This window comes from Aquimarina sp. BL5, assembly GCF_003443675.1.
In the GTDB taxonomy this organism is placed as follows: domain Bacteria; phylum Bacteroidota; class Bacteroidia; order Flavobacteriales; family Flavobacteriaceae; genus Aquimarina.
On the sequence record NZ_CP031963.1, the window covers coordinates 967,295 to 992,437 of the forward strand.

General features: G+C 32.2%; 26 protein-coding genes. 20 read left to right on the forward strand and 6 right to left on the reverse strand.

Translation table 11 applies throughout. The annotated features are described in order from the left end of the window. The first annotated feature begins 284 nt into the window (after positions 1-284). Together clpB and D1818_RS04295 are read left to right on the forward strand one after the other, a co-directional pair. The gene (gene clpB, locus D1818_RS04290; protein ID WP_118456566.1) at positions 285-2,885 is read left to right on the forward strand and encodes an ATP-dependent chaperone ClpB; all 2,601 of its coding nucleotides are present in this window, start codon (positions 285-287) and stop codon (positions 2,883-2,885) included. A 212-nt stretch (positions 2,886-3,097) separates the two neighbouring features. Continuing rightward, positions 3,098-3,748 carry a hypothetical protein gene (locus D1818_RS04295; protein WP_118456567.1) on the forward strand — a complete coding sequence of 217 codons (651 nt, stop codon included), beginning with the start codon at positions 3,098-3,100 and terminating at the stop codon, positions 3,746-3,748. Between the two features lie 7 nt (positions 3,749-3,755). Here the strand turns inward: D1818_RS04295 and D1818_RS04300 are convergent, their stop codons facing one another. Continuing rightward, a complete protein-coding gene (locus D1818_RS04300; RefSeq protein WP_118456568.1) occupies positions 3,756-5,723 on the reverse strand; it encodes an endonuclease in 1,968 nt (655 codons plus the stop codon). A gap of 173 nt (positions 5,724-5,896) precedes the next feature. On the opposite strand from D1818_RS04300, the gene D1818_RS04305 reads away from it, so the two are divergent. The 4 genes from D1818_RS04305 to D1818_RS04315 all read left to right on the forward strand — a co-directional run bounded on the left by D1818_RS04305 (position 5,897) and on the right by D1818_RS04315 (position 8,750). Continuing rightward, entirely contained in the window at positions 5,897-6,493 is a 597-nt protein-coding gene (locus tag D1818_RS04305) for a TetR/AcrR family transcriptional regulator (RefSeq protein ID WP_118456569.1), read from the forward strand. 53 nt (positions 6,494-6,546) lie between these two features. Beyond that, positions 6,547-7,032: a thioesterase family protein gene (locus D1818_RS04310; protein WP_118456570.1), complete on the forward strand. Its 486-nt coding sequence runs from the start codon at positions 6,547-6,549 to the stop codon at positions 7,030-7,032. Between the two features lie 55 nt (positions 7,033-7,087). Then, on the forward strand, positions 7,088-7,213 hold the full coding sequence (locus tag D1818_RS25805; protein WP_255424795.1) for a hypothetical protein: 126 nt from the start codon (positions 7,088-7,090) through the stop codon (positions 7,211-7,213). A gap of 271 nt (positions 7,214-7,484) precedes the next feature. Continuing rightward, the gene (locus D1818_RS04315; RefSeq protein WP_118456571.1) at positions 7,485-8,750 is read left to right on the forward strand and encodes a cellulase family glycosylhydrolase; all 1,266 of its coding nucleotides are present in this window, start codon (positions 7,485-7,487) and stop codon (positions 8,748-8,750) included. 102 nt (positions 8,751-8,852) lie between these two features. Here the strand turns inward: D1818_RS04315 and D1818_RS04320 are convergent, their stop codons facing one another. Next, a complete protein-coding gene (locus tag D1818_RS04320; protein WP_118456572.1) occupies positions 8,853-9,134 on the reverse strand; it encodes a hypothetical protein in 282 nt (93 codons plus the stop codon). Positions 9,135-9,293: 159 nt separating this feature from the next. Here D1818_RS04320 and D1818_RS04325 point away from each other — a divergent pair, with 159 nt between their 5' ends. Continuing rightward, complete coding sequence (locus tag D1818_RS04325; protein WP_118456573.1) at positions 9,294-10,418, forward strand: esterase-like activity of phytase family protein; 1,125 nt, start codon at positions 9,294-9,296, stop codon at positions 10,416-10,418. A gap of 2 nt (positions 10,419-10,420) precedes the next feature. Next, positions 10,421-10,945 carry a histidine phosphatase family protein gene (locus tag D1818_RS04330; protein WP_118456574.1) on the forward strand — a complete coding sequence of 175 codons (525 nt, stop codon included), beginning with the start codon at positions 10,421-10,423 and terminating at the stop codon, positions 10,943-10,945. On the opposite strand, the gene D1818_RS04335 is transcribed toward D1818_RS04330, so the two are convergent. After that, on the reverse strand, positions 10,942-11,694 hold the full coding sequence (locus D1818_RS04335; RefSeq protein WP_118456575.1) for a DUF6503 family protein: 753 nt from the start codon (positions 11,692-11,694) through the stop codon (positions 10,942-10,944). The genes D1818_RS04330 and D1818_RS04335 overlap by 4 nt on opposite strands. Before the next feature lie 231 nt (positions 11,695-11,925). On the opposite strand from D1818_RS04335, the gene D1818_RS04340 reads away from it, so the two are divergent. Together D1818_RS04340 and smpB are read left to right on the forward strand one after the other, a co-directional pair. Beyond that, entirely contained in the window at positions 11,926-12,282 is a 357-nt protein-coding gene (locus D1818_RS04340) for a DUF3887 domain-containing protein (protein ID WP_118456576.1), read from the forward strand. A gap of 94 nt (positions 12,283-12,376) precedes the next feature. Then, a complete protein-coding gene (gene smpB, locus D1818_RS04345; RefSeq protein ID WP_118456577.1) occupies positions 12,377-12,838 on the forward strand; it encodes an SsrA-binding protein SmpB in 462 nt (153 codons plus the stop codon). Positions 12,839-12,854: 16 nt separating this feature from the next. On the opposite strand, the gene D1818_RS04350 is transcribed toward smpB, so the two are convergent. Together D1818_RS04350 and D1818_RS04355 are read right to left on the reverse strand one after the other, a co-directional pair. Continuing rightward, positions 12,855-13,442 carry a hypothetical protein gene (locus D1818_RS04350; RefSeq protein WP_118456578.1) on the reverse strand — a complete coding sequence of 196 codons (588 nt, stop codon included), beginning with the start codon at positions 13,440-13,442 and terminating at the stop codon, positions 12,855-12,857. Between the two features lie 10 nt (positions 13,443-13,452). Continuing rightward, complete coding sequence (locus D1818_RS04355; protein ID WP_118456579.1) at positions 13,453-14,100, reverse strand: protein-L-isoaspartate(D-aspartate) O-methyltransferase; 648 nt, start codon at positions 14,098-14,100, stop codon at positions 13,453-13,455. Between the two features lie 144 nt (positions 14,101-14,244). Here D1818_RS04355 and D1818_RS04360 point away from each other — a divergent pair, with 144 nt between their 5' ends. The 10 genes from D1818_RS04360 to miaA all read left to right on the forward strand — a co-directional run bounded on the left by D1818_RS04360 (position 14,245) and on the right by miaA (position 24,380). Then, positions 14,245-15,213, forward strand: a complete 969-nt coding sequence (locus tag D1818_RS04360; protein ID WP_118456580.1) for a Gfo/Idh/MocA family protein — start codon at positions 14,245-14,247, stop codon at positions 15,211-15,213. A gap of 64 nt (positions 15,214-15,277) precedes the next feature. After that, complete coding sequence (locus D1818_RS04365; RefSeq protein WP_118456581.1) at positions 15,278-15,583, forward strand: hypothetical protein; 306 nt, start codon at positions 15,278-15,280, stop codon at positions 15,581-15,583. A gap of 52 nt (positions 15,584-15,635) precedes the next feature. Continuing rightward, positions 15,636-16,523 (forward strand): 3-hydroxybutyryl-CoA dehydrogenase, encoded by an 888-nt coding sequence (locus D1818_RS04370; RefSeq protein WP_118456582.1) that lies wholly within the window; start codon positions 15,636-15,638, stop codon positions 16,521-16,523. Positions 16,524-16,559: 36 nt separating this feature from the next. Continuing rightward, positions 16,560-17,165 (forward strand): M23 family metallopeptidase, encoded by a 606-nt coding sequence (locus D1818_RS04375; RefSeq protein ID WP_118456583.1) that lies wholly within the window; start codon positions 16,560-16,562, stop codon positions 17,163-17,165. Continuing rightward, on the forward strand, positions 17,165-18,403 hold the full coding sequence (locus D1818_RS04380; protein ID WP_118456584.1) for a DUF1015 domain-containing protein: 1,239 nt from the start codon (positions 17,165-17,167) through the stop codon (positions 18,401-18,403). The genes D1818_RS04375 and D1818_RS04380 overlap by 1 nt, the downstream gene beginning before the upstream one ends. Before the next feature lie 76 nt (positions 18,404-18,479). Beyond that, entirely contained in the window at positions 18,480-19,145 is a 666-nt protein-coding gene (locus D1818_RS04385) for a YggS family pyridoxal phosphate-dependent enzyme (RefSeq protein WP_118456585.1), read from the forward strand. A 63-nt stretch (positions 19,146-19,208) separates the two neighbouring features. Next, positions 19,209-20,597: an exonuclease domain-containing protein gene (locus D1818_RS04390; RefSeq protein WP_118463489.1), complete on the forward strand. Its 1,389-nt coding sequence runs from the start codon at positions 19,209-19,211 to the stop codon at positions 20,595-20,597. Positions 20,598-20,646: 49 nt separating this feature from the next. Beyond that, positions 20,647-22,617 (forward strand): DUF3857 domain-containing protein, encoded by a 1,971-nt coding sequence (locus D1818_RS04395; protein WP_118456586.1) that lies wholly within the window; start codon positions 20,647-20,649, stop codon positions 22,615-22,617. A 49-nt stretch (positions 22,618-22,666) separates the two neighbouring features. Further along, positions 22,667-23,485, forward strand: a complete 819-nt coding sequence (locus D1818_RS04400; RefSeq protein WP_118456587.1) for an ion transporter — start codon at positions 22,667-22,669, stop codon at positions 23,483-23,485. Next, complete coding sequence (gene miaA, locus D1818_RS04405; RefSeq protein ID WP_118456588.1) at positions 23,478-24,380, forward strand: tRNA (adenosine(37)-N6)-dimethylallyltransferase MiaA; 903 nt, start codon at positions 23,478-23,480, stop codon at positions 24,378-24,380. The genes D1818_RS04400 and miaA overlap by 8 nt, the downstream gene beginning before the upstream one ends. A 46-nt stretch (positions 24,381-24,426) precedes the next feature. Here miaA and D1818_RS04410 read toward each other — a convergent pair whose 3' ends face one another. Continuing rightward, the gene (locus D1818_RS04410) at positions 24,427-25,140 is read right to left on the reverse strand and encodes a response regulator transcription factor (protein ID WP_027393600.1); all 714 of its coding nucleotides are present in this window, start codon (positions 25,138-25,140) and stop codon (positions 24,427-24,429) included. Between the last annotated feature and the right edge of the window lie 3 nt (positions 25,141-25,143).

Consider the following 25,143-nt stretch of genomic DNA (forward strand, 5'->3'; position numbering starts at 1 on the left):
CTCATCTCAAAATAGAATCCGTTCATATTCGATGAGGATCTGTTATAAAAACACAATAATTCGTAAATTGTTTTGGACAACCAAAATTATTTATAAAAACACTCTTATATATCTACGGTTGCCTTTTGTAAAATTGAATATCTTTATAATACACTAGCAACCTACCATATAGTTTTCTAGACAAAAAGTCAGCAAAACCGATATATTCAAAAGACATTTTGACACTATATCGCTATGGGAACACTATTTGTTCTATAGTGTACGAATACAAAATGAAATGAAACATGAACTTTAATAATTTCACTATAAAATCACAAGAGGCCATCCAGCAAGCACAATTACTTGCTCAAGAGTATGGTCATCAACAAATAGAAAATGAACATATTTTCAAAGCTATATTCAGTGTAGATGAAAATGTGCTCCCCTTTATTTTAAAAAAGCTTAATGTAAATATCAATATCTTACAACAAGTACTGGATAGTACCTTAGAGAGTTATCCGAAAGTAAGCGGTGGAGAGTTACAATTATCTCGTGAAGCTGGAAAATCATTAAACGAAGCTAGTATTATTGCCAAAAAAATGGATGATGAATTTGTATCCATTGAACACCTTATAATAGCTATTTTCAAATCTAAAAGTAAAATTGGTCAAATTCTAAAGGATCAAGGAGTTACTGAAAAACACCTTAAAGAAGTAATCAATGAAATACGTAAAGGAGAAAGAGTAACTTCTCAAAGTGCAGAAGAAACCTATCAATCTCTAAGTAAATATGCCAAAAATCTTAACGAACTTGCAGAAAATGGTAAACTGGATCCAGTGATTGGTCGTGATGAAGAAATTCGTAGGATTTTACAAATCCTGTCTCGTCGTACTAAAAACAATCCCATGCTGGTTGGAGAACCTGGTACTGGTAAAACCGCAATTGCCGAAGGATTGGCTCATCGTATTATTGCTGGAGATATTCCGGATAATTTAAAGGATAAACAAATATACTCTTTAGACATGGGAGCTTTAATTGCTGGCGCAAAGTTTAAAGGTGAGTTCGAAGAACGATTGAAAGCAGTCGTAAAAGAAGTAACTTCTAGTGATGGAAATATAGTGCTGTTTATAGATGAAATTCACACACTAGTTGGTGCCGGCGGTGGTCAAGGTGCTATGGACGCAGCAAACATACTTAAACCTGCGTTGGCACGTGGAGAATTACGCGCCATTGGAGCAACAACTCTGGATGAGTATCAGAAATACTTCGAAAAAGATAAAGCATTAGAAAGAAGGTTCCAGAAGGTAATCGTAGATGAACCAGACACAGAAAGTGCTATTTCTATTCTTAGAGGTATCAAAGAAAAATATGAAACTCATCATAAAGTAAGAATTAAAGATGAGGCAATTATTGCTGCTGTAGAATTATCACAAAGATATATCACCAATCGATTTTTGCCGGATAAAGCTATAGATTTAATGGATGAAGCTGCTTCTAAACTTAGGATGGAGATTAATTCTAAGCCTGAAGAATTGGATGTATTAGATAGAAAGATAATGCAACTAGAGATTGAAATTGAAGCTATCAAACGTGAAAATGATGAGTCTAAATTAAAATCACTCAATGCAGACCTTGCTAATTTTAAGGAAGAGCGAAATGAGATTTTCTCTAAATGGCAAAGCGAAAAAGAGGTTGTAGATGCTATACAAAATACGAAAACAAATATTGAAGAATATAAGCTAGAAGCGGAACGTGCAGAACGGAATGGTGATTACGGAAAAGTAGCCGAGCTACGCTATGGAAAGATCAAGGATGCACAAGAAAACCTTGAAGCTTTACAAGAGCAACTTAGTCAACAACAAAATAAATCTTCACTGATTAAAGAGGAAGTTACCAATGAAGATATTGCAGAAGTGGTCGCTAAATGGACAGGAGTTCCAGTGACTAAGATGCTACAAAGTGATCGTGAAAAACTTTTGGTTTTAGAAAAAGAACTACAAAAACGAGTTGTGGGACAAACTGAAGCGATACAAGCCGTAAGTGATGCCGTTAGAAGAAGTCGTGCTGGGTTACAAGATCAGAAAAAACCAATAGGATCTTTTCTTTTTCTGGGAACTACAGGAGTCGGTAAAACAGAATTAGCCAAAGCTTTAGCCGAATATCTTTTTAACGATGAAAGTGCTATGACCAGAATCGATATGAGTGAATATCAAGAACGACACGCTGTGAGTAGATTGGTAGGTGCTCCTCCGGGCTATGTTGGCTATGAAGAAGGTGGACAATTAACGGAAGCCGTAAGGAGAAAACCATACTCGGTAGTACTTTTAGATGAAATTGAAAAAGCGCACCCAGACACCTTTAATATTCTATTACAAGTATTAGATGAAGGGCGATTAACAGATAATAAAGGAAGAACTGCCGATTTTAGAAACACTATTATCATTATGACCAGCAATATGGGAGGTCATATTATCCAAGAAAAATTTGAAGCAGTAAAAGATGCAGATACTGCTATGGAAAGTGCTAAAATTGAAGTATTAGGGCTATTAAAACAATCTGTAAGACCAGAGTTTCTTAATAGAATTGATGATATCATTATGTTCACGCCATTAACAAAGGCAAACATTCACGAAATTGTAAAGCTACAATTGAAAAATGTTTCTCATATGTTAGCACAACAAAATATAACACTTGATGCTACAGATGAAGCTATTAATTTTCTTGCTAAAAAAGGTTTTCAACCTGAATTTGGTGCAAGACCAGTAAAGCGCACTATCCAAAAAGAGGTGTTAAATTCTCTCTCAAAAGAGATTCTTGCTGGTAAGGTATCAACAGAAAGTATCATTTTATTAGACGAGTTTGATAGCACCTTGGTATTCAGAAATCAAACGGACCTCGTGCTTTAAATGACGAAAGTGTTAATTAAATCTTAAATAAAAAGGGTGGTTTTCTGTTAAAAACTGACCCTTTTTTGCTTTTATTAGGGAAAAACTAACATTAAACAGTCTTCCAGATAATCACATTTTTACGGTTTTACCGTAGTTATTAACAGATTTATTCTTACATAGTTGATAAGTAATTCTTACAAGAGCTAAAGTTTTAAGTAAATTGCTACGCAATGAAACCAACTTTAATATTAACTCTTTGTATACTTACATCGGCGATTTCTCTTGCTCAAGAAAAAAGGGAAATTTTGGCTGATATTAAAAGTAAATATCTACTTATTCGAGAACTTGTAGATAATAATACACTTCGACAATATTATTCGGATTATACCTGTGAAGAGTCCCTTGAAAAAGGCACGCTAATATTTTACTATAATAGTCGTGAATTGAAACATATCATTCACGAATATATTCAAGGATATGTGTCTTACAAAGATGAATACTATATTTGGGATGATCAGTTATTCTTTGAGTTTTCTACACATAAAGTAAAATATAAAGATTACGAAAAAAACAAGAAGAAAAGAATTGAAAAAGTAGATGTAATATTAACCCTCGAAGAGCGGTTCTATTTCCATGAATTTGAACCTATAAAATGCCAGTTTAAAGATTTTGAAACAAGAAGCAACCGCACTAAAAATCTAAAAACTAATTACGTAAGAAACCAGATTACCGATTGTAATCAAGCAAATAGAATCATTGAAAAATATAATGTTCTTTTAGATTATCAAAATATAACTATTGATGATTCTTGTATACTTCCCAGAAGTATAGCAAGAATTGTATCAGATGATGTGATATACAGCAATCTTGGTAAGAACTAATAGTAGTTTACTTAATAATAATTCTTTTCGTTACTGAAGTATTATCCTGATATATTCTCATCAAATATAATCCTGCAGATAGATTAAGAGGTATCCGTGTTGTCTCATTAAAGGATTGAGTAACTAATCTATTTCCTAAGGCATCAAAAATTTCAACATCTCCGTGTTTTCCATTTGCCAATAAAGTAATATAATCACTTGCTGGATTTGGGTAAACAGAAAAATCAAGCCTTTCATTCTCATTTACAGATAATGTATTAGACCAAGTTTCTCCTATATTATCACCCCAAATATATTCTACAAGATTTGGTAGATCAATAAATGGATTGCGATTAAATTGCCAAGTATAAATAATATTATTACGATTCATTTCAAAATCATCCGGTGGATCATTTCTATGCCAATCCAATAAAGTTGTTAAATCACCGAGCTCGGATATGGAGTTATCCGTATCATCAGGAAAACCATTAACAACTTGCAAAGCTTTATACCTAGTTACAAGGAAAAAAATACCTCTAGCCACATCACCTTTCCAACTCCCCTGAGTTGCCACTGGACCATTATACTCTCCATAATGTTGATTTCCTCTAGAACTATTCTCATTAGAATCTGTAACCCTCAAACCGTGTGCATCTGAATTAGCATGACGTAATGAATCCGCATTTGTGGTAAAAAATCCAGACATACCATCCGCTATGTCATCAAACTCTCTGTAGTCTGCAAATTCTCCTCTAGATCTAGGGTATGTATGTTCTCGATTCCAGGTATCACTTCCATCTGTAAAACCTGCAAAATCTAATTTCGCACGATTTTGTTCCGTGTATAACAACCAAACTTGATTACTATTTTCAGGGCTTTGATCTGCACTACTTAAAATCTCGACAATATCTGCATAAGAATGAGTTCTTACTGTTGTAGGGTCTGCTATAATATTCTGAATTGCTTGGGCCAAAGCAGTATCTGCCAATCCTTCTAAAGAATTATAATAATTTTCGGGTGCAGTATTTACAACATTACCAAAAGTTGGATTCACTGGAGTACCCCAAGACGCTACAGTAAAATCATTATCCGTGATTCTTAACTCTTTATTATCATTAAGACGTACAAATCCAGAAGGAATTGCCCCAAAAGTGATCTTCATTACCTCATCGCCTTCATCATCCGAATCATCAACGATCTGAATAGTATTAGTAGCAGTATTCATTCCTGTTGGAATAGTTACAGATGTACTACCAGAATAATCAGAGTTCATAAAACCTTCATTAATAATTGTCACATCAAAAGTGAGGTCGCTTGTAACATTCATCTCTGTAGTAAAGACAATATCAATACTATCCCCTTCATTATATTCGTCTAATGAGGTACTAATGATAATTCCATTAAACTGAACTCCACTTCCATCATTAAGAGCTCCTGGAGTTGGAGTTTTCACCTCATAGGTACCATCATCTTTTCGCTGAATAGACTCTGTAGTTTTATTATTATTTTCATCCTCATTGATTTGTTCCATTAATCCTAACAAAGCCATGAGCCCTGTATCATCCGCATCATCAGTATCGTGTATTAATGCATCCAGTAAATTAGTTGTAGTGGCGACTGTTCCCTCTGGAAAATCAACGTCATTACCTATATAAATTGCCGCCGCATCAGCTCCATTTTGTATAGTGTTTTCGAATAATAAAAAATCTGGTACTGGTGAAACTTCTGGACCACCTATTAAGAAAATTCCATTAACATCTGTAGTATAACCGTCGAGATCGAGTGTAAAGTAACTGGAATCACCTCCACTAGTAGAACCATTAAACAGTACCAAAACCAATCCATCCAAAGAAAAATTAGGGGTGTTGGATTTTAATTCTATGAATTCTTGAGTATCAGTACTAGGCGTATCAGAGTCTAATTCATTAATTACAACCTGTGCGAAAGAAAAGTGAAAAAATAATATAGTGAAAACTAAAAGATAGATGTTCTTCATGACAATAAAATTAGCATCACAAGATAGTTATAATATGTAGTTTATAAAGTTATCTTACTATTAAAATTCCAAGTATAAAAATATGTTTTACAGATTAGCAATGCTAAAGTTTTGCTCATAAAACATACCGATTGGTATATTTTAAGTATATTTGTCTTTTCAATTTTAAGTAAATGCACACCAAAGCCGAACAAACTGCTGAATTCATTATTACTACGGTTGCACCTATTTTTAATAAAAATGGGTATGCAGCAACCAGTTTAAGTGATATAACTAAAGCTACTGGATTGACAAAAGGCGCTATTTATGGAAATTTTAAAAATAAAGAAGAACTAGCTATTGCGGCTTTTACGATGACTGTAAAAAACATGCTAAGACGTATTAGAGATCATCAAACTCATAGTGATTCTTCAATCGAAAAGTTATTTTTGGTTACTGATTTCTACCGTAATTATTATGATTACAGTCAAGAGCTTGGAGGTTGCCCTGTACTTAATATGGGAGTAGATGCTAAACACCAAAATATTGCTCTTTTTAAGTATGTGCAGTATACCATTAATAAAATACAGAATAACTTAGCACTGCTTATAGATAACGGAATACAAGCCGGAGAAATACAATACGAAATTGATTCTATTCTATATGCTAAAAGATTATACACTATGATTGTCGGTGCTATTTTTATGACACATACCATGGAAGATAGTAGTTATCTTCTGCAAACAATGGATCAAATAGACGCCATTATCATAAACGAATTAAAGCTTTAAACATTTTTTTTGAACTAAAATATACCGATTGGTATAAAATAAAACAATACATTATGACAACCTTACCTAAAATACTAGAAAGCAAAACTAAAATTAGATTTCAACATTGCGACCCTTTTAACCATCTCAATAATGCAGAGTATATTAATTATATGATCAATGCCAGAGAAGATCAAATAATTGATCATTACAACCTAGATCTTTTTAAAATGGCACAAACACAAGGCATAAGTTGGGTTGTTGGCACTAACCAAATTGCTTACTTACGTCCGGCATTCTTAATGGAAAATATCATCATTGACTCTCAACTTTTCTCTTACACAGAAAACGAATTACATGTAGAGATACGTATGTGGAATCACGATAAAACAGAGTTAAAAGCAGTGATGTGGAGTTCTTTTGTACATTTCAATTTATTAAAACAGAAACGTTGGAATCATACTTCCGAACTAATGGAGTTGTTTAATTCTGTATTAAATCCTTTAGAAGCAACAACGTTTAATAAAAGAATTTTACAATTAAAACCGCAAAAGGTGTAACATTTACATTTGGACAGAGTCTTATAAATACATCAATCAACAAAACCTAACCATTATGAAGTCTTCTGGAGATCTTGGCTCCTCTCAAAAGAAGAGAAGCTCATATTTTTTTATTGGATTTTTTATCATCGCTATCCTTTCTATGACTATTGTCGCTTGGCAATTAGGAGTTCTAGGATAACATTAATACTTAAAACTCCTATAAAACAAAATAACCCCAATGCGTTTAAATTACGTCTTGGGGCTAATCTATATTTATAAATTCCAATTTTGTATTACATAAAAGCAGAAAATTCTTTCTACTAAATCATTATTTTGTTTTTTTCAACCTTATTAATTATAGTTTTATCGAAAAGCTTACCTATTCTATACTAAATAATAATTTCCTTCGTTTGTCTAAAATCTGGTTAACCAATGTTATCCAAATTCGTTAAACTCCTCAAATTCACATTATGAAACTCAAATTTACATTTAGAAATCAATTTTCATTATTCACATTTTTACTTATCGGAATATTCACTTTCAATTCCTCTATTTACTCACAGACGGTTGTAGAGAAATATGGTCGATTACAAGTAAATGGTAGTCACGTTACCGCGGAAAACGGAGACAAGATAAGTCTTGCTGGAATGAGCCTATTCTGGAGTAATGCAGGCGATGGTGGTGACTTTTACAATAGTCAAACAGTAAACCATTTGGCTGATGATTGGAAAAACCCTATCATTCGAGCAGCGCTCGGCGTTAAAGAAACCTGGGATGGAGGAACTGGCTATATTGATAATACAGCTGCTCAAAAAGCAAAAATTAGAACCGTTATAGATGCAGCTATAGCCAAAGGTGTTTATGTAATTATAGATTGGCATACACACGCAGCAGAGGTATATAAAGATGAAGCTGTAGCTTTCTTTACCGAAATGGCAGAGTTGTATGGAAATAATGATCACGTTATCTATGAGATCTATAATGAACCAATAAACCAATCTTGGAGTGATGTTAAAAGTTATGCTACTGATGTAATTGCTGGTATACGCTCTAAAGATCCAGATAATTTAATAATAGTAGGTAGCCCAACCTGGTCACAAGATGTAGACAAAGCAGCGGCAGATCCTATTATCGGAGATCCTAATTTGGCTTACACCTTGCACTTCTATGCTAATACTCATAAACAATTTTTACGAGATCGAGCATTAGCCGCTATGAATAGTGGTATCGCATTATTTGTTACTGAATGGGGAACAACTGATGCCAGTGGAAATGGAGGATACAACCCTCAAGAATCAGAAATCTGGTTAAACTTTATGATTGAAAATCATATCAGTTATGTAAATTGGACGGTCTCTCACAAAAATGAAGATTCATGTGTTGTGAGTCCTGGTGCAGGCATCCAAGGGCTTACAAATGGAAATCTTACAACATCAGGTATTTTTATCAGAAATCATTTAATTTCTCGGGCGGAAACGTTGAGCATAGATGATTTTACTATTGATAATGTAAAACTTTCATTAGATCAAAATCCCGTAAAGGACATGCTCTCGGTAAATTCTACTATCGTAATTGATGATCTTACTATTTTTGATATGAACGGAAGATCTGTTTTTTATGAAAATATCAATCAAAACAATCCACAAGTTAACATTGGAAACTTACAAACTGGTAATTATATTTTAAAAGTAAGTTCTAATAATGTATCAACTACTACGAAATTTGTAAAATTATAGATTCATAAAAATCTTATAAAACAAAAAACTGATCAAATGAAATTTAAAATTCATTTGATCAGTTTTTACTTATTATTTTTATACTTCTGTCAAAGTATAAATCTAATTTCCGGCATCTGCGCAATCCAGAGGTAATAATACCAATTCATCAGCATATGCTAACTCACTAGTACACTCCAAATCTCTATACTCTTCAACAGTATCTTTGATTGCTTGACATGTAGTTTCATTTTCATCTGCTTCATAGGCTTCAATTGCAGCTTCAACAGATACTTGTAGAGCATCTTCTGCTATATCACAAGCAGCATCTTCTACATCATCCCCATCACAAGAAACAAATAAAACACTTGCAGAAAATAGTACAGTAAAAATTGTTTTTTTCATCATCGTTGTTTTTTAATTACACTACAAATATCATACGATGGTTTTTGTTTAGATATCTCAAAAAATACATTCTTTGACTCTATCCATAATGAAATAGTAAAAGAATCATATTTGATAACCAATAAAAACATTACTTTTAAAGTTTTAGATTATTCAAAAATGCTTCCAAATATTAAATTCGTATTTGTAGTTATCATCGCTTTGAGTCTTATACAATCATGTGGTCGTATAAGTACTAAAAATGAGAATACAATCAATATCCAATACCTAGATGAATATGTAATATATAATGACTCTATTTTTGAAGGCTCGAAAATTGGAGGGCTCTCTGGTATTGAATACAACAAAGAAAAGAATACATATTATGTTGTCTGTGATGATGCTAAAAATCCAAGATTTTACAAAGCATCTATAACTTTAGAAAACAATAAATTTAATAAAGTAGCAGTTGATCAACTAATAAAAATCAAAGATCAACACAATCAGTTTTTAGATAAAAACGTAGCCGACTTAGAAGCTATAAGAACTTTCGGGAAAGACAAATTTATATTTGCAAGTGAAGGATCTATTAAACATAACTATAATCCTGCCATTTTTATAACGGATGCTGCAGGAAATTATCGAAAAAAATTTCAACTTCCCTCCTATTTCTTAACAGATAGTACATCCGTAAATAAACCAAGACATAATGGAATATTCGAAGGATTAGTTAATGATATAACTAGCAAAGGGTATTGGGCGGCTATGGAACTTCCTTTAGAATTAGATGGAGAAGAGCCAACGATTGATAATTCTGGTACTCCAGTAAGGATTACACATTTTAATATAAATACGAATCAAGCAGATTTTCAATTTACGTATCCTCTTGATAAACTTTCTAAAGATCCTAAAGGAAAATTCGGAGTTAATGGTGTAACTGCATTGCAACAACTTACTAAAAATCAATTTCTAATTGTGGAACGCGGGTACGCTGCAGGCTATGGAACACAAGGAAATACCGTGAGAATTTATCTAACCAATACAAAAGATGTTACAAATACATTAGATTTTGAATCTTTAAAAGACAAAAAATATCAATCCGCTACCAAACAATTACTTTTTGATTTTGAATCTATTAGAAATCAGTTGACAGATCAAATTATTGATAATATCGAGGGAATTACTTTTGGTCCCATACTAGCTAATGGAAATCAATCATTACTTTTGATTTCCGATAACAATTTTAATCCTATTACCGAACAAATCAATCAATTGATATTACTCGAACTCTTTAAAAATCCATAGTCATGAAAATTAAATATATTGTATCTACTTTTTTATTATTACTTCTAGTTTCATTTTCAGGTTGTGCTCAGGAAACTGTGGAGAAAAAAAACGCAACTACTACTTATATTTTAGTTAGGCATTCAGAAAAAGACCTTAGCGATGCAACTAACAGAAACCCTAATCTAACTGAAGAAGGTAAAGAACGCTCTGAAAATTTGGTGAAAATACTAGCAGATATAGAAATAGATAAAATATATAGCACCAACTATGCTAGAACCCTTCAAACAGGAGAACCTATTTCTAAAAATAGAAATATTGAGATTACACCATACGATCCAAGAGATTTATATAATGAAGAATTTCAAGCTGAAACGAAAGGAAAAACTTCAATAATTATCGGGCATAGTAATACCACACCTATCTTTGTCAATAAAATAATTGGTCAAAAAAAATATAATGATATCGATGAAAAAGATTACAGTAAACTTTTTATAGTAAAAGTCACAGGAGACGTAATTACAGATTCGGTTCTTAATATTAATTAACAACAATCCCTCTCGAGATATACATATATATCTTCTATTTCTATTTTGGATAGTAGTTTTAATTGTTCTTTTTCAAACATCACGTCTAATTTAGATAATGAAGTAGAAAGATTATCTGTTTTGTAATTCTTATAATCTACAAACCTAATTCCATTAATTACTCTCGGATTATACGCTTCCCTAAAACGAATACCTCCTCCATCTACAGCGTATTTATACGCTAGATAATCAATAGTAAAATTCTCTTTATGAATCCAATACATAAATTCATCTTCAAAATCTGTTCCTCCTCCTTCTTGATCAAACGTTACCTTAATTTTATAATATGATATATTGTTAACTTTAGATTCGCCTACTAATTCTTTATTTACAGCAGGTGCATTCAATCCATATGGGAGGTTCGCAAAATAATGTACTGAATTTACACCATCACTGATTTTGGTAACCATGGAATCTACAACTTTTACTGTACAGTTTTCCATGGATCTTGACAAACCACTATTATTTAAGATATCATGAACTACACCATCAGTACTTGACATAAATCTTTCTAATTGATAATTTCCATTACTACGTACACTTCTATATTCTTTCCCTCTAAACGTAAAACGAATACTAGCTTTATCAAATTTTGATCCTCCCGCATTTTCAATCGTCTTGTTTACAATCTGCTCTGCAGAAAACTGAATGGTAACTACTGTAAAAGATGTTAAAAATAATAGTACTACTAAAAATGAAAACTTCCTCATAAACTCATTGTTAAGTTGGCAACTAAAATAATTCTTACCCTATGAATAATTGTAATAGTTTTGTTAAACTAAAACGTCATACCTACGATCCTATACTTTTTAAAAGATTGTCTGAATATTAGAGACGATTTTAAAGGGAAAAACTTTCATTTAATTTATTAATTTTAAGTTTATTTTTTTTGAAATTTGAAAAAGATAATTATTTTGCAATCCCTAAATCTTATTACTATTATGAAATATATATTACTACTTTTAGTCTTCATAGCTGCGCAACCTTTGCTGGCGCAAGATGCCCCAGCTTACGAAAAAACGACAAAAGCTTTTCAGGAAAATTTTAATGCTCAGAACATTGATGGTGTTTTTGATTTATATGCAACTGAGATGCAAGAAGAAATGACAAAAGAAGGAGTTGCTCGTTTTATCAAGGGATGTCACTCTCAGTTCGGAAACTTAAAAACCCTAACTTTTATAGAATCTGCAGAAGGAATTAATAGTTATACTGCTGCTTTTGATAATATTAATTTAGTCATGGAGCTAAAACTAAATACAGATGGTAAAATTGCTACCATACAATTTCAGGAACCTTGACAAAGTTTTTATCACAATATGAATCACAAAACTTTCTTTAGGGAAAGCTTTTTGTATTTTTGCACTCTTCGTGAATTTTTTGCGTACACAAATTATGAGTCAGAATAGGATTAACATACTTAATAGAAAAGCCAAATTCGAATACGAATTTTTGGATAAATATACTGCCGGTATTAAACTTGTCGGGACCGAGATCAAAGCAATTAGAGAAGGAAAGGCTGGTATTGCAGAAAGTTTCTGTGAGTTTCATAATAATGGGGAACTCTTTGTGATTAATATGAACATTGAAGAATATTCTCACGCTACTTATTTTAATCATAATCCTAAAAGTGAGCGAAAACTATTGCTGAACAAGCAAGAACTAAAGAAACTCGAAAAAGAAGTTAAAAATTCTGGACTCACCATTATACCTACTCGATTATTTGTAAATGATCGTGGTTTGGCTAAATTAGATATTGCGTTGGCTAGAGGTAAAAAATTATATGACAAACGTGAAACTATCAAAGATCGAGATAATAAGCGTACGCTAGATCGAATTAAAAAAGATTATAAGTAAGGATTCCCTAACGAAATTATTCTCTTATCAGTTCCTCATAAGCTCTTTCCTCTTCCTGTCGCAACTCAGGATTCTCTGGGTCTTGATCTAATCGTTTAACCGCTTCAATATAATCAGGGTGATTTTTATATTTTAATTCTAAAAAAGTGTAATCCGACAGAAATATAAATAGATACCCCAACAAACCGAAAAAAACCACTCTTACCATAAGTCTTTGGTAAAATGATCTTTTCTCTTTTATAATTTTAACAAAACCAACTATAAACACAACATTTAGAAAATTAACTCCAATAATCAGTAACTGATTTCCAAATGGCCAACGAAATATTTTAAACATCACACCCAATAATAGAATAGAAATAGAAATTCCAGTGCATATAGCTCCAATTATTCTCCAAACTGAAATTCCTTTATACGATTCTTTTTTAAAAATTTTTCGGAAAGATATTTTATTAAAGATCGCAAAACCGAAATAAAAGTATAAACAAGATAATCCGAATAATGATATTATAATCAATTCATTTCCATAAGGCCAATCCAAAAAATAAATAAGCAAACCTACTACGGTAACAATTGGAAGGATATAAAGTTCTAATTTTCTCATTACAAATAATCTAATTCTTATCCTCTAACAAAGGAACAAAGCGAAACTCTCCAAACTCGTGCTTTTCGAATTTAGTTTCACTTTTACGAATAAACAAAGTCATTACTTGTGGATCGTTGCCCACAGGAATCACTAACCTACCTCCTATTTCCAATTGAGCAAGTAATGGTTTTGGAACATATGGAGCTCCTGCCGTGACAATAATACCTTTATACGGTGCGTATTCTGGCAACCCTTTATAACCATCTCCAAAAGATAGATGCTTAGGACGATATCCTAATTTAGGTAAAAACAACTTTGTCTTTTTAAAAAGTTCTTGTTGTCTTTCTATACTATATACCTTGCAGCCTAACTCACATAAAACAGCTGTTTGATATCCTGAACCTGTTCCTATTTCTAATACGTTATCTCCTCGCTCTATTTCTAACAATTCTGACTGAAAGGCAACGGTATAAGGTTGAGAAATCGTTTGATCCGCACCAATTGGGAATGCTTTATCTTGATATGCATGGTCATCAAAACCGGAATCCATAAATAAATGCCTAGGAATCTTATTGATAGCCGCAAGAACGGATGAATCTTTAATTCCTTTGTCGGTTAGCACATCGACGAGCTGTTTTCTTTTACCAGCGTGTTTTAATGTATCTTTAGATTTCATTAGGGTAGATTAACAGGCTAAAATTACATAAAGATTTTAAAGAATAAAGAACAATTTTAGCATTAAACTGATTATTTTACATTTTAGATAGAATTAAGATTTAGAATTTATAAATAATACTATTTTTGTGTAAAATCTTGAATTATGCTCAAAGCCGGAGTACTTGGCGCAGGACACCTTGGAAAAATTCACCTACGTCTCCTGGAACAATCCGAAAAATATGAACTCATTGGTTTCTATGATGCCAGTGACAAACAAGCAAAAGCTATTGCAGAAGAGTTTGGTTACCAACTATTTAATTCTGTTGAAGAATTAATTAATGCTGTGGATGTTGTAGATATCGTAACACCAACTTTCGCACATTTTGAAGTTGCAAAACAAGCTATAGAAGCTGGAAAACACGTTTTTATAGAAAAACCAATCACCAATACCGTAACAGAAGCAGAAAAGCTTATAGAATTAGCCAATGCACATAAAGTAAAAGGTCAGGTAGGTCATGTAGAGCGTTTTAATCCTGCATATACAGCTGTTGCAAATAAGATCGATAACCCTATGTTTATTGAAGCGCATAGACTGGCAGAATTTAATCCTCGTGGAACCGATGTTCCTGTAGTATTAGATCTAATGATTCACGACATCGATGCGATTCTTAGTGTAGTACATTCTAATGTAAAACATATTAGCGCAAGTGGAGTTTCTGTAATTAGTGAAACACCAGATATCGCAAATGCTAGAATTGAATTCGAAAATGGATGTGTCGCAAACCTTACTGCAAGTCGTATTTCATTAAAAAACATGCGAAAAGCAAGGTTTTTTCAGAAAGATGCCTATATCTCTGTAGATTTCTTTGAGAAAAAATGTGAAGTTGTAAAGATGAAAGATGCTCCGGAACAACCTGGTGATTTTGATATGATTTTACAAAATGCGGAAGGTGTAAAAAAACAAATCTATTTTGATAACCCCGAAGTTCCGTCTAATAATGCGATACTAGATGAATTAGATACTTTTGCGGATGCTATTAATAATAATACTACTCCAATCGTATCCTTAACTCAAGGTAAAAAAGCATTAGAAGTAGCGTTACAGATTATAGGGTGTTTTAGGCAAAAATAAAGATATCAGAAAGCAGGGAAGTCATACAATCAAAAAGCAAATTAACGGAAGAGGTTATTTTTGTATGATTACATTAGAAATCGTTCCTTCAAATAAAGGATTAGAGTTCTTTTATGAAAAAAATGAAGCAACTTATTGGAATGTTGCTATTGAGTTAGGAGTTCGACTGGCTTTTGAACAACATATATCTGGAAAAATACATTCTAACTATTCTATATCTGTAAAAGAGTTTAAATGGATGGATGTGGATACGAATTTGATGACTGTTTGTTATGCATCTTGTAGGGCTATTTACAGTGCTTTTGACGTAGAAAAGGATTTTGAATTTCCTAAAATAAATAACGAAGGAGAATTTATTTTTAAACAATAAACAACAATAGATTTCCGCCTACGCGGAAATGACATAAATTATAAATTTACTAATGAAAAACATAGCAGTAATTGGAGCTGGAACCATGGGAAATGGTATTGCTCATACTTTTGCACAAAAAGGTTTTAAAGTTCAATTAATTGATATTTCTCAGCAATCCCTGGACAAAGGATTAGCAACCATCACAAAGAATCTGAACAGGATGATTGCCAAAGAAAAAATTTCTGAAGCTGATAAAGAAGCAACACTCGGAAATATTTCTACTTACACCAGTATCAAAGAAGGTGTTGAATATGCTGGATTAGTAGTCGAAGCAGCAACCGAAAATGTTGATTTAAAACTAAAAATATTTAAGGACTTAAGTGAAGCTTGTTCGGAAGATACAATTCTGGCTACAAACACTTCTTCTATCTCTATCACACAGATCGCCGCAGTTACTAAAAGACCTGATATGGTAATTGGTATGCATTTTATGAACCCAGTTCCTATTATGAAATTAGTAGAGATCATTAGAGGATACAACACATCGGATGAAGTTACTAATACGATCATGGAAATGTCTAAAACTTTAGGAAAAGTTCCTGTGGAAGTAAATGACTATCCTGGATTTGTAGCTAACAGAATCCTAATGCCAATGATCAATGAATCTATTGAAACGTTATACAATGGAGTTGCTGGAGTTTCTGAGATTGATACGGTAATGAAACTAGGGATGGCGCATCCTATGGGACCATTACAATTAGCAGATTTTATTGGATTAGACGTATGTCTTTCCATCCTTAACGTAATGTATGATGGTTTCAAAAATCCTAAATACGCTCCTTGCCCTCTATTAGTAAACATGGTAATGGCTGGTAAATTAGGTGTAAAAAGTAGTGAAGGTTTTTATGACTATTCAGAAAGCAGAAAAGCTGAGAAAGTAGCGAAGCAGTTTGTGTAGCGTATTTTTAGTTGTTGGTTGACGTAAATTTACTATATGAAAGTGTTTCTCTCTATTACAATAATAGTATTATTTTCTCTATTCTGTAAGCCAGAAGACACACTCTTGTTGAAAAATAAAATTTCAATAGACACCCAAGATAAGTACGCCAAATACAACGCTCTTTTTAACGACTATAACGAGTTTATTGCCATAGATTTTGACTTTCCGGTAGGCAAACCAAATGGACGTGGTTATTATAACGCTCAAAAGTTTAGAACCAATAATCATTTAGGTGATGACTGGAACGGTGTTGGTGGTGGTAACTCTGATCTTGGCGATACTATTTATTCAATAGCTAATGGCTATATATATTTTGCCGAAGATATTGGTGGTGGCTGGGGAAACGTAATACGTATCATTCATCAATATAAAGGTAACTATTATGAATCCTTGTATGCTCATTGTCAAACCATAAAAGTAAAACAAGGAGATTTTGTTAAAAAAGGAATGTCGATAGCAACTATAGGGAATGCTAATGGTATTTATTTAGCACACTTACATCTAGAGCTTAGAGATAATATCTTTATGGATATTGGTGGCGGATATTCAGAAAACAGAGAGGGATATTTAGATCCTACAGAATTTATAAATGAGAATTAATGGCTAAAATAAATCCATTCAGAGCGGTTCGTCCTACAAGAGATAAAGTAAGCTTAATCGCTTCACGTTCCTATCAAAGTTATACTCCTGTAGAAAGAGATTCTAGAATGGATTATAACCCCTACTCTTTTTTGCACATTGTCAATCCAGGTTATAAGTATCACAAAGAAATTTCGGGAGAAGAGCGTTATAAATTGGTTCGCAATCGATATTTAGAATTTAAAGAGGATGAGATTTTTATGCAAGATGAAACTCCCTGTTTCTATATATACAAGATTGTGAATCGTGAAAAAGAATCCTTCTCTGGTATTATTGCAGCCGCAAGTGCAGAAGATTATGAAAATGATATCATCAAAAAACATGAAGATACTTTAGCAGATCGAGAGACCACTTTCAAACAATACCTAAAAACGGTAGGATTCAATGCAGAACCTGTACTTCTTACCTATCCAGATAATGATACAATTGCACAAATAATTAAAAAAATTGCTCAAGAAAGAGCTGAATATGAATTTACAACTACCTATCGTGACACACATTATGTATGGAAAGTGGATGATAAAGAAAGTATTGAAAAAATTCAATCAGCTTTTGATACGATGAAAACTATTTATATCGCAGATGGACATCATAGATCTGCCTCTTCTTATTTATTAGCAAAGGATCTAGCATCTGACAATTCAGAACATCAAGGAACAGAACCCTATAACTTTTTTATGAGTTATCTGATCCCTGAATCTGACCTTAGAATTTACGAATTTAATAGATTAATTAAAGATCTTAATGGCTTATCCAAAGAAGAGTTTTTAATCCAGTTAGATGAATGGTTTAGAATAGAAAATCGAGGAATCGAAGTGTACAAACCCTCACAACCACATCATTTCAGCATGTATCTGGATGGTGAGTTTTACTCTTTATACCTTAGAAAAACAATCTATGAATTTACAGATGCCTTAGAAGAATTAGATGCACAAATTCTATTTAAAACTGTATTAGACCCTATTCTTGGCATCAAAGATCTTAGAACCGACAATCGAATTGAATATTCTCATGGGAAGAATGATATTGTGTACGTAAAAAGTAAAATTGATCAAGGAGAATTCCAAGTTGGTTTCGGATTATTTCCCGCAGCCGTAGAGCAAATCAAAAAAATAGCCGATGAAGGATTAAAGATGCCTCCTAAAAGTACTTATATAGAACCAAAATTAAGAAGTGGTATTACCATTTATGAATTTTGAAATTAAATTATAATTAATACTTTCTAAAACTTATATTACAATTCAGTTTTTGTAAATTTAGGTATCTTTGCCCCTTATGAATTCTATCAAGGAAAACCTAAAACACATACGCAAAACAATTCCTGAAGAGGTAACTCTCGTAGCTGTATCTAAAACGAAGCCTATTTCTGATATACTGGAAGCTTATCAATCCGGACAAAGAATTTTTGGAGAAAATAAGATTCAGGAAATGACTAATAAATGGGAAGAAATGCCTAAAGATATTTCCTGGCATATGATCGGTCATGTACAAACTAATAAAGTAAAATTCATGGCACCGTATGTAGATACTATTCACGCTGTTGATAGTTTTAAGCTTTTAAAAGAAATCAATAAACAAGCTGTTAAAAATGATAGGACAATCAATTGTTTATTACAGATCAAAATAGCTCAGGAAGAAAGTAAATTTGGACTCGATATTTCTGAAGCCGAAAGTTTATTAAACTCTCAAGAGGTTAAATCGCTTGCTAACATTAATATTACAGGCTTAATGGGAATGGCTACTTTTACTGATAATAAAGAACAAATCAAAAACGAATTTAACAACATACAATCCTTTTTTGAAAAACTTAAAACTGATCATCCTACATTAAAAACACTATCAATTGGAATGAGTGGAGACTACCAACTTGCAATAGAATGTGGTAGTACTATGGTACGAATAGGAAGTTCTATTTTTGGTGCAAGAAATTATAGTCATTAAAAAATGTTACTTTAGGTCGAGAAATAAACTAATACATAAAGACTACCCCACCAGAAAAGAATGATGTACGCAATTTTAGATATAGAAACTACAGGAGGAAAATATAATGAAGAAGGAATCACAGAAATTGCGATCTACAAATTTGACGGTCATAAAGTAGTTGATCAATTTATTAGTTTGATTAATCCAGAAAAGCCAATACAGCCATTTGTTGTTAACTTAACAGGGATAAATAATAAAATGCTTCGTAACGCTCCTAAATTTTACGAAGTAGCTAAAAGGATTGTTGAAATCACTACAGATTGTATTATCGTGGCGCATAATGCATCTTTCGACTATAGAATCTTAAGAACCGAATTTGATAGACTAGGTTTTGATTTTGAACGCCAGTCACTCTGTACGGTAGAACTTTCTCAAAAACTGATTCCAGATCAAAAATCCTATAGTCTCGGAAAACTAGTTCGTAGTTTAGGAATTGCTATTTCGGATAGACATAGAGCTACAGGAGATGCGCAGGCCACTGTAAAACTCTTTAAACTATTATTATCTAAGGATGTAGAAAAAAATATTCTTAAAGAAACTGTCCGCTTGGATACTAAGAAAAAAGTAGACGACAAACTACTTAAACTTATCGAAAATGTTCCATCAACAACAGGTGTCTATTATATGCATCGAGAAGATGGTACCATTATATATATTGGAAAAAGTAAAAACATTAAAAAACGAGTTACTCAGCATTTCACTAACGATAACAGAAAATCAAAAAATATTCAGGAAGAAGTAGCAAATGTAACTTACGAGATTACTGGAAGTGAACTATTAGCGCTGTTAAAAGAAAATGAAGAGATAAAACTTAATAGACCCAAATATAACCGATCACTTAAAAGAACCAAATTTGATCAGGCTTTGTATCAATTTACTGACACTAATGGTTATGTAAATCTACAAGTTAACAAAATCGATGGACGTAAACCCAGTATTACAACATTTACGAATAGACAGCAGGCTAAATCTTTAATGTATCGATGGACCGAAGAATATAATCTATGTCTAAAGTTAATGGGCTTAGATAAAGGAAAAGAAAATTGTTTTAATCATACCATTAAACAATGTAATGGTGCGTGTATTCAAGACGAATCTATTGTAGAATATAATAAACGTGTACAAGAACTTATTTCTGATCATTCCTTTGAGAATAAGGACATGATCGTGATTGATCGTGGTCGTGATATTGATGAACAAAGTGTAATACTAATAGAAGATGGTGAATTTAAAGGAATTGGATATTTTAATCTTAACCATCAGATTAATAATATTGACATCTTAAGATCTATTATTACTCCTATGGGTCACAATCCTAATGCTCAACATATTATTCAAAGTTACGTAAGACAGCATAAAAAGCTAAAGGTAGTTTCATTAGATAAAATTAAAATAGATCCAAAGCAGTAACATTTCTCTCTTAAAAGCTACTAAATATTATATACCAAAAATACAATTAATGCATAAGTACTTTTTATCAATTTTGTTTCTCTCCATCTCCTTTTTAAGCTTCTCTCAGGAAAACTATAACTACAAAAGCTTGGTAGTAAGTCAAGCTGATTTAAAAGGAACTCGCTACGAAAAAGACACCACAGCGAATGCTTTTTATATATATGAAAAAGGGTTTAGTAGAATAGAAAATGGTGGGAACTATAATTTATTAACTGATTATAGTGGGAAAATTAAAATTCTTAATAAAGAAGGGTTCGAGAAGAGTACAATAGAAGTGCTTTTATATAGGAATAAGAGTAAGAAAGAAATCTTTAGAAATCTTATTGCATTTACTCATAATCTAGAAAATGGTAAAATCGTAAAAACGAAACTAGAAGAAGACAAAGTATATAGAGAAAAATATAATGAGCGTTATACGTTAGTGAAATTCACTTTTCCTAATGTGAAACCAGGTTCTGTTATTACGTATTCTTATCAAACAGAATCTCCTTTTATTTTTAATTTCAATGGGTGGGATTTTCAGGATGACATCCCTAAAATGTATAGCGAATGTATTGCAGATCTTCCGGGAAATTACGTCTACAACATTAGATTAGTCGGTCCACTAAAACTAGATGCAGAAGACAGTTCTATAAAAAAGGAATGTATTGAACTAAGCAATACCGCTACAGCAGATTGCTCTCATAATCAATATATTATGAAGAATATTCCTGCCTTTAAAAAGGAGAAATATATGACTGCCAAAAAGAATTACTTTTCTCGCATAGAATATGAACTTAAAGAATATAAAGGTTTTGATGGAGTTAATAAAAAATATACTGAAACTTGGAAAAATGTAGACAAAGAGCTAAGAACCGAAAAAACAATAGGAATACAACTTAAAAAAGTAAATGCCACTAAAAATGTACTCCCCGAAACTATAAAAGCCATGCCAATTGGCTTAGAAAAAGCCAGGGCTATTTATAAACACATTACCGATAACTATACCTGGAATGACAAATATCGTATTTTCAGAGATGTTGAAATAAAAGAAATACTAAAATCTAAAGTTGGAAATGTAGCAGAAATGAACATCTTGTTACATAACGTATACAAGGAACAAGGTTTTAGTGTGAAACCAGTTTTATTATCAACCAGAAGTAACGGATATGCTACCAAAATTCATCCAGTACTTACCGATTTTAATTACTTAATTATTCAATTAACAATCGATCAGGAAACTCATTTACTAGATGCGACAGAAAAAACCTTAGCATTTGGTCAAATTCCTTTTAGATGTTTAAATCAATATGCTAGACTTTTAGATTTCAAAAAAGGAAGCTCATGGATAGATATAAAACCCAAAGGTCGTTCATCTCATTATTACAGAGAAAGACTCACATTGACTAATGAGTCGAAATTAAAAGGTGAAGCAAAATATACGTATAACGGATATCACGCAAATTCTAAAAGAAGAGCATTTGATAAAGTACCTAAAGAAAAATACTTGGATAAGATTCTAAACGATGATGAAAATCTTATGGTATCAGAAGCATCATTACAAAACGAGGATGATTTAGAAAAACCGTTCATTGAGGAAGTTAATTTTACCAAATCGATAGAACAGATTGAAGATATCATTTATCTAAAACCATTTACGAAATCATTTTTTAAAGAAAACCCTTTTAAACTAAATGATAGAACCTATCCTGTTGACTTCGGATATAAAGATTCTTATTCCTATATGGTTCAAATTGAAATTCCTGATAACTATCAGTTTCTAGATATTCCCAAAAATCAAAATTATGTACTTCAAGGAAAATCAGGAAAACTAAGTTTAAACTTTAAATTACTAGGTAACAAGCTGCAGATTAATCATATCATTTCATTTTTATCTTCTTATTACCCTGTGGACTACTATGGTTCTTTGAAAGAATTCTTCAATTTAATAGTAGATATGGAAAATAACACTGTAATCACGATAAAAAAAACTAGCTAATTTTTTAGTATTTTCGTTGAAATAATAAATTTTGAATCAGAAGCTACAGATGAGAAACTGGAAAGACAGGCTGCACGAAGTTATTTATGAAGCCGACACACCATTAGGTAAAATTTTTGATGTGGTTCTTTTAATGCTTATTCTACTGAGTATCATTTTTGTAATGATAGAAAGTGTAAAAGGTCTTCCCGAAAAGACTTATGATTTTCTATACTATGCAGAATGGGTTATTACTATATTTTTTTCATTCGAATATATAGCTAGAATCATATCAATAAAAAGGCCTTCTAAATATATATTTAGTTTCTATGGAATTATTGATCTCTTATCGACCATACCTCTTTACCTTTCATTTTTTATTGTTGGATCCAGTGCCCTTTTGACAGTAAGAGCGTTAAGATTACTTAGAATATTCAGAATATTAAAAATTTCTAGATACTTAGGTGCTTCAAATAATTTAGCAAAAGCAATTAGAGACAGTAGAGCTAAGATCTTAGTTTTTTTATTCGCTGTGGTCGTTGTTTGTATTATCGCAGGCACACTAATGTATATTATAGAAGGAGAAGAAAGTGGTTTTAAAAGCATCCCTATAAGTGTTTATTGGTGCATTGTAACACTAACTACTGTAGGTTATGGAGATATTGCACCTGTTACTCCCGTTGGTCAATTACTCGCTGCTCTTATTATGATTATGGGATATGGAATTATTGCGGTACCAACAGGAATAGTAAGTGCAGAATATGCTGCAGGACAAAAGGCAACAATCGTTAATATTAACTCTCAAGTTTGTTCTAGTTGTAACGCTAGTAAACATCAAGATGGAGCTAAATATTGTCATAATTGCGGACATACTTTATTTAATGACTAATACATTAATTGTAATTGTAGGCCCTACTGCGATAGGAAAAACAAGCTTAAGTATCCAACTAGCGAATCATCTAAAATGTGAAATTGTTTCTGCAGATAGTAGACAATTTTATAAAGAAATGTGTATTGGTACAGCTGTTCCCAGTCTTAATGAGCTACAACAAGCCAAACATCATTTTATTCAACATAAAAGCGTAGAGGAACTCTACTCTGTTGGTGATTTTGAAAAAGATGCTTTAGATACACTGAATACACTTTTCGAAAAAAATGAATTTGTAATCTTAGTTGGTGGCTCTGGGTTATATGTAGATGCAGTCACTAAAGGACTGGATAGCTTTCCAGAAATATACGAAGATGTTAGAAAAACTTTGAAAAAGCAATATGACACTGAAGGAATCGAAAGTTTACAACAACAATTAAAAACATTAGATCCTTTATATTTCGAAAGAGTAGACATCCACAACACACATAGGGTTATGAGAGCCTTAGAAGTTTGTATTAGCAGTGGCAAGCCCTACTCTTCGTTTATTACTAAAACTCCAAAAAAGCGTCCGTTTAATGTTATCAAAATAGGCATTACTGCAGAAAGGTCGATTATTTATGACAGAATAAATGAAAGAGTAGATATAATGGTCAAAGAAGGATTACTTGATGAAGTAAAGCAGCTATATTCATACAAATCATTAAACGCCTTAAACACTGTAGGGTATAAAGAAATCTTTAATTTCATAGAAGGAACCTGGGATCTAGATTTTGCAATTTCTGAAATCAAGAAAAACACCAGACGTTTTGCCAAGAGACAACTAACCTGGTTTAGAAAAGATCTAGAAATAGAATGGTTTGATTATTTATACAATCTCGAATCGGTACTATCATATATCAAAAAATCGCTATGAAGAAAATTCATAGCGATTTTATCTATAATTAGTTACCGTTTGTTATCTAAGATTCGTCACTTCGTACAACAAGCCTAAACCCTTCTCCGTGGATATTTAGAATTTCCACATTTTCATCTTTCTTTAAATACTTTCTAAGCTTAGCAATATATACATCCATACTTCGAGAAGTAAAATAATTATCATCTCTCCATATTTTGGTTAGCGCTAGCTCTCTAGGCATCAGATCATTAAGATGTAATGCTAAAAGGCGTAATAATTCATTCTCTTTAGGAGATAGTTTTATAGGATCCTCTTCTCTAAAAGTTAGAAATCTAAGTTTAGAATTAAGATGGAATCCTCCTATTTTAAACTCAAATTGTTTACTATCAGCAACAGATTCTGTACTCTTACGTTGCATGATTGCCTGTATTTTCATCAATAAGACTTCGCTATCAAATGGCTTATTTAGATAGTCATCAGCTCCTACTTTATATCCTTTAAGTACATCTTCCTTCATAGCTTTTGCCGTTAAGAAGATGATAGGAACTTCCTCATTTTTATCCCTAATTTCTTTTGCTAACGTAAATCCATCCTTGTAAGGCATCATTACATCCAGGATGCACATATCGTAATCATCCTTTTTGAATTTTTCGAAGCCTTCCATCCCATTTTTAGCATGTACAACATCATAGTCATTCATAACAAGATAATCCTTTAGTACTGTACCAAAATTCGGATCATCTTCGACAAGCAAAATCTTTTTGTTCTCTGTTTCCATATT

Bases quoted from the DNA above. Each gene is read 5' to 3' on its own strand.
- clpB (WP_118456566.1), top strand. From the start codon at position 285: ATGAACTTTAATAATTTCACTATAAAATCACAAGAGGCCATCCAGCAA.
- D1818_RS04295 (WP_118456567.1), top strand. From the start codon at position 3,098: ATGAAACCAACTTTAATATTAACTCTTTGTATACTTACATCGGCGATT.
- D1818_RS04300 (WP_118456568.1), bottom strand. From the start codon at position 5,723: ATGAAGAACATCTATCTTTTAGTTTTCACTATATTATTTTTTCACTTT.
- D1818_RS04305 (WP_118456569.1), top strand. From the start codon at position 5,897: ATGCACACCAAAGCCGAACAAACTGCTGAATTCATTATTACTACGGTT.
- D1818_RS04310 (WP_118456570.1), top strand. From the start codon at position 6,547: ATGACAACCTTACCTAAAATACTAGAAAGCAAAACTAAAATTAGATTT.
- D1818_RS25805 (WP_255424795.1), top strand. From the start codon at position 7,088: ATGAAGTCTTCTGGAGATCTTGGCTCCTCTCAAAAGAAGAGAAGCTCA.
- D1818_RS04315 (WP_118456571.1), top strand. From the start codon at position 7,485: ATGAAACTCAAATTTACATTTAGAAATCAATTTTCATTATTCACATTT.
- D1818_RS04320 (WP_118456572.1), bottom strand. From the start codon at position 9,134: ATGAAAAAAACAATTTTTACTGTACTATTTTCTGCAAGTGTTTTATTT.
- D1818_RS04325 (WP_118456573.1), top strand. From the start codon at position 9,294: ATGCTTCCAAATATTAAATTCGTATTTGTAGTTATCATCGCTTTGAGT.
- D1818_RS04330 (WP_118456574.1), top strand. From the start codon at position 10,421: ATGAAAATTAAATATATTGTATCTACTTTTTTATTATTACTTCTAGTT.
- D1818_RS04335 (WP_118456575.1), bottom strand. From the start codon at position 11,694: ATGAGGAAGTTTTCATTTTTAGTAGTACTATTATTTTTAACATCTTTT.
- D1818_RS04340 (WP_118456576.1), top strand. From the start codon at position 11,926: ATGAAATATATATTACTACTTTTAGTCTTCATAGCTGCGCAACCTTTG.
- smpB (WP_118456577.1), top strand. From the start codon at position 12,377: ATGAGTCAGAATAGGATTAACATACTTAATAGAAAAGCCAAATTCGAA.
- D1818_RS04350 (WP_118456578.1), bottom strand. From the start codon at position 13,442: ATGAGAAAATTAGAACTTTATATCCTTCCAATTGTTACCGTAGTAGGT.
- D1818_RS04355 (WP_118456579.1), bottom strand. From the start codon at position 14,100: ATGAAATCTAAAGATACATTAAAACACGCTGGTAAAAGAAAACAGCTC.
- D1818_RS04360 (WP_118456580.1), top strand. From the start codon at position 14,245: ATGCTCAAAGCCGGAGTACTTGGCGCAGGACACCTTGGAAAAATTCAC.
- D1818_RS04365 (WP_118456581.1), top strand. From the start codon at position 15,278: ATGATTACATTAGAAATCGTTCCTTCAAATAAAGGATTAGAGTTCTTT.
- D1818_RS04370 (WP_118456582.1), top strand. From the start codon at position 15,636: ATGAAAAACATAGCAGTAATTGGAGCTGGAACCATGGGAAATGGTATT.
- D1818_RS04375 (WP_118456583.1), top strand. From the start codon at position 16,560: ATGAAAGTGTTTCTCTCTATTACAATAATAGTATTATTTTCTCTATTC.
- D1818_RS04380 (WP_118456584.1), top strand. From the start codon at position 17,165: ATGGCTAAAATAAATCCATTCAGAGCGGTTCGTCCTACAAGAGATAAA.
- D1818_RS04385 (WP_118456585.1), top strand. From the start codon at position 18,480: ATGAATTCTATCAAGGAAAACCTAAAACACATACGCAAAACAATTCCT.
- D1818_RS04390 (WP_118463489.1), top strand. From the start codon at position 19,209: ATGTACGCAATTTTAGATATAGAAACTACAGGAGGAAAATATAATGAA.
- D1818_RS04395 (WP_118456586.1), top strand. From the start codon at position 20,647: ATGCATAAGTACTTTTTATCAATTTTGTTTCTCTCCATCTCCTTTTTA.
- D1818_RS04400 (WP_118456587.1), top strand. From the start codon at position 22,667: ATGAGAAACTGGAAAGACAGGCTGCACGAAGTTATTTATGAAGCCGAC.
- miaA (WP_118456588.1), top strand. From the start codon at position 23,478: ATGACTAATACATTAATTGTAATTGTAGGCCCTACTGCGATAGGAAAA.
- D1818_RS04410 (WP_027393600.1), bottom strand. From the start codon at position 25,140: ATGGAAACAGAGAACAAAAAGATTTTGCTTGTCGAAGATGATCCGAAT.